Annotated in this window: 3 protein-coding genes and 1 pseudogene; all 4 read right to left on the reverse strand. The window is 70.3% G+C overall.

Features of this window, described 5'->3' with window-relative positions:
- Positions 1-116: pseudogene (locus tag QH276_RS35405) on the reverse strand (hypothetical protein); the annotation flags it as partial.
- 111 nt (positions 117-227) lie between these two features.
- On the reverse strand, positions 228-944 hold the full coding sequence (gene hpf / locus QH276_RS00095) for a ribosome hibernation-promoting factor, HPF/YfiA family (RefSeq protein ID WP_432278557.1): 717 nt from the start codon (positions 942-944) through the stop codon (positions 228-230).
- Positions 945-1133: 189 nt separating this feature from the next.
- Positions 1134-1766, reverse strand: coding sequence for a ComF family protein (locus QH276_RS00100; RefSeq protein WP_280397137.1), 633 nt, complete (start codon positions 1764-1766; stop codon positions 1134-1136).
- Between the two features lie 438 nt (positions 1767-2204).
- Positions 2205-4019, reverse strand: a complete 1815-nt coding sequence (lpqB, locus tag QH276_RS00105) for an MtrAB system accessory lipoprotein LpqB (RefSeq protein ID WP_280397136.1) — start codon at positions 4017-4019, stop codon at positions 2205-2207.
- Positions 4020-4218 lie beyond the last annotated feature (199 nt).

Consider the following 4218-nt stretch of genomic DNA (forward strand, 5'->3'; position numbering starts at 1 on the left):
AGATCGCCGGCCCGGCGGAGTTTGTGCTGCGCGAGGGCCTCGGTGGCATTGCGGGTGACGGTCTCGGCGAGGGCCTTCTTGTCGCCGCGCTGCGGCACCCGCACCCGCAACATCGAGCACGCCGCCCGTCCCCTTTCAGCCGCGGCCCCCGGTGGCGTAGCCTCCTGTGCCCGCCGCCCGCGTTGCGACGGCCGCATGGGTGACGGGGCTTCGGTGACTCTGCTCCGTCAGGCGAGCCGGATCAGCCCGTAATCGAACGCGTGGCGCCGGTACACCACCGACGGGCGATCGGTTTCCTTGTCCTGGAACAAGAAGAAATCGTGGCCCACCAGCTCCATCTGATAGAGCGCGTCGTCGACCGTCATCGGCACGGCCGGGTGCACCTTGGTGCGCACGATATGGCCGGGGCCCTCGTATTCGGGGTAATCGGCGGCGAAATCCGCCCGTTTCGCGGTGTGCGGGGAATGATCGTGAGCGGCCCCGGGCAGATCGCCGGGCAGGGCGTCCTCGGCCAGATCGGCGGTGGCGTCGTGCACCGAAACCGGGGTTTTCTCGCCGTAGTGCACCCGGCGGCGGTCCTTGGTGCGGCGCAGCCGGCTTTCCAGTTTGGCCGTCACCGCCTCGAAAGCAGCGTAGAAACTATCCGCGCAGGCCTCGGCACGGACCACCGGGCCCTTACCGCGGGCGGTGATCTCGATCCGCTGGCAGTTCTTGCGTTGACGACGGTTGCGTTCGTGGAAGAGTTCCACATCGAACAGGAAGATCGAGGGATCGAAACGTTCCAGCCGGGACAACTTGTCCGACACATAGATTCGATAATGGTCGGGGACCTCGACATTGCGGCCCTTCACCACAATATCCGCGCGGGTTTCTCGTGGCCGGTCGAGCTCGTCCAGCTGCGGCTGGGCTGTGTCCTGAACTGAAGGTCGTGAAGATGTCGTCACGCGTACCTCCCGGATCTGGCCGCACACTTCCGACGCGTGCGGCGGGATGAAACGTTGCCGGCCGCGTCCCATCAGTCGGCCGGCATTCGGGTCGCAGGCCCACCTCCAAACTCCCGGAACGGGGTGTGTGAACGCGACGGTAGTACGCCGCCGCAACGTTCGCCACTGTTCACGCAAATTTCGGGGGATTCACGCCGCGCAGACCACCAACAGGCAATCCGGGTATGTGCCGACTGCGGCCAGGGCCCGGACGCACGCCTGCGCCGTGGCCCCTGTTGTCAGCACATCGTCGACCAAGACGACCTGCGCTTTCGCCGCCGCGGCCGGTAGCGGGACAGCACACACCCGCCCGCGCAGATTGCGCTCGCGCTCGCGCGCCGACAGGCCGGCCGAATCGCGGACTCCCCACCAGACTCGCAGACACGGTAATACCTGGCAACCGTCCAGCGACCGGGCCGCGGACCGCGCACATCGCACCACCGGGTCGCCGCCGCGCCGCCGGGCCGAAACCCGCCGGCTCGGCGAAGGTACAAGCATCAAGGGGCGGCCGGGTGTCCGCAACTCGGCGAGTCCGGCGGCCAGCGCGCGCCCCAGCGGACCGGCGAGATCACGTCTGCCCCGCTCCTTCGCCGCCAGCACGGCCTGCCGCGCGGGCCCCCGGTACAGGCTCAGCGCCCAGCACGGCACCCCCGGATCGTTACGCGGACGAATTCGCACCGGCGGGCCCTCGAGGGTCCGCGCACAGCCGGCACACCACAGTGTTCCGGGGCGCCGGCAACCACCGCATTCCGGCGGCAGGACCAGATCCAGGAGTGTCCCCATGCCGGCGAGTGTGCCGCCGGGCACCGACATATACCGGCAGGAGAACAGACCCACGAAGCAGCGGCCGGGGAGTTCGGTACCGCGGTTCTATTGGCGCCGGGTGCTGAAGAACCCGACCCACCTGGGGCCGCGCATTCCCCGTCGGCACGGTAGGGAGCAGGCAGGCCCGAGACGCTCCTGCGCAGAACCTGCTGTCATGCACGCGAGGCCGGGTGTCGTTTCGCGCCGGCACCAACCGCCGTGCCGCACCCCCGCCGAGAGACAGGGCCGCGATACGGGACTTCCGCGGGGTGGCCGCTCAACGCTCCGGAGCATCAGATGCAGCATGGTGGTGTCGGCGCGTCTCCTGCCCGGCGCCGGAATGTCGGATCGGCCGTACAGACACCGCGATGCCGGCCGGCGATCACGGCCGGCGCGGCGGTATTCGGGACGGTGGCGTCAGCCGGGCAGTACCGGTACGGCGTCCGCGCCGAGACCGGGAACCTCGCGCCAGTAGGGGTCGCCGCCCTCCGGTGTCCGGGTCAGCTCCAGGACCGCCCGCGAATCCGCCACATACTGGCGTTCGACGGAGGCGGTGACCTGGCGGACCGGCGGGGTGAGGTTGCGGCCACCGAGCGAGGACATACCCGAACCGTCGATCTTCACCGTGCGCACCGGGTCCACCGTGCCGCTGCCGGCCAGGATGATCGTATCGTCGCTGTACCAGTCCAGCGCGGTCGCGGTCGTGGGGAGTTCGAGGGCGATCTGACGCGGGGCGGTGAGCGCGAAAGTGCCGTCCGGGCGGCTCAGCACCATCGCGATGTACACCTTCCCGTCGGCGATCAATGCCGCGGTCACCCCGTTGCGCGAGATCCGGAGCTCGGTGATCGGGGCCTCGAACGGGGAGGTGGGCTCGCCCTCGAACAACTGGCCGGTGTCCACGCCCTGGACCGATACCGTGCCGGTCTCCCCGTTGGTGACCGCGCGGATCACCCGGTTGCCGTCGATCACCGCCCAGGCGGCGTTACCGTCGGCGGTCCACGACGGACGGGTGATCGAACCGCCCTCGTCGACCGGGAAGGCATCACCGCCGTAGCTACCGACCATCAGGGTGCGCTGCGGCTGCGGTGGTTCGCGACCCGCGTCGGCCACCGCCGCCACCCGTTTCCCGTCCGCGGACAGGCCCACCGACTGCAGGTTCTGGGTCGTACCGAAATATCCGGGCGCCGGTTTGGGGCCCCGGTTCGCCTCGACCTCCACCAGCGCCCCGTCCCGCAGCGCATGCAGCGGCAGCGGCGCCTCCGGCCGGACCGATTCGGCGACGGCACCCAGATCGGTGACCGACCAGCCGCCGTCGGCGAAACGGTCGTCGAGCGGCCGGCCGTCGGCGAGCAGGATGTAGGGGCCGAGTACATCGGCGGCGGACAGGGTGAGCACCACCTGGGCGGCGAACAGTTCACGGTCTCGCGGCGACAGTTCGCCGAGACCGGAGAAATCGATCCGGACGCCGCCGAGGCCGACCCCCACCCCCACCGGATCACCGTTGGCCTTGGTGATGGCGCCGCGCACGGCCACCGGCGAACTCAGATAGTTGCGGACCACCGGGGCGATATAGGGCTGGGGTCCGGCGATCAGCATATCGATCAGCCGGCGCGTGAGATCGTCCGGACGTACCGAGACCCAGCGCAGATCCGGGGCGACATGCCGGCCGTCCGCGGTGACGAAGTACAGCGCGTGCCGCCGGTAGGACTGGGTGAAGGCGGAGTAATCCATGACCACGCCGTCGGGCAGTTCGTCGATCCGCCATTCGCCGTCGACCCGGGTCATCTCGATCTTGTGCTCGATGATCCCGTCGCTCACATGGTACGAACCGTCCTCGGCGAGTTCGCCGACCTCACGGGCGCGCAAGACGTACGTCGCCTGGTTCTCCGAACGGGATTCACGCAGGGTATCCGCGCGTTCGACGATGACGTGGGAGCCTTCGTCGTTCCATTGGGTCGACGCGGCCGGGGTCATGTACTGGCGGGCCGCCAGATGACCGTCGGCCGGATCGGCGGTGGCCTGCAGGAAATCGCGCAGCAGCAGGTCCGGGTCGCGATTCTTGGTCGGGGCCGGCGGCCCCTCCTCCGTAGGTTCCTGGTCGATCGTGCCGAGGGCCTGCGGCTGGGAGGCGTCGGGTAGGTTCGCGCAGCCGGCCGCGGCGACGATCCCGGCCACCGCGGCCAGCGCGGTGACCAGCCGGAGCCATCGCGTGGATCGGGGGCGCACGGTCATGATTTCTGGTCTCCGCTATCGGTGAACACGGTCGGACCGGCGGCCGGTCTCCCGGCCGCCGGGCCGGTTGGGGGGTCCGGTTCGCCGCCGGCACCGGTCGTCGCCGTATAGGGTCCACCCCCGGCCGGGGGGGGGGGCCGCCCCCCCGGGCGGCGGGGGGGGGGGGGGGGCCCCCCCGCGCGGCGCGGGGGGGCCCCGG

Origin of the sequence: Nocardia carnea (assembly GCF_029869215.1) — a bacterium.
Taxonomy (GTDB): Bacteria; Actinomycetota; Actinomycetes; order Mycobacteriales; family Mycobacteriaceae; genus Nocardia; species Nocardia carnea_B.

Bases quoted from the DNA above. Each gene is read 5' to 3' on its own strand.
- QH276_RS00100 (WP_280397137.1), bottom strand. From the start codon at position 1,766: ATGGGGACACTCCTGGATCTGGTCCTGCCGCCGGAATGCGGTGGTTGC.
- lpqB (WP_280397136.1), bottom strand. From the start codon at position 4,019: ATGACCGTGCGCCCCCGATCCACGCGATGGCTCCGGCTGGTCACCGCG.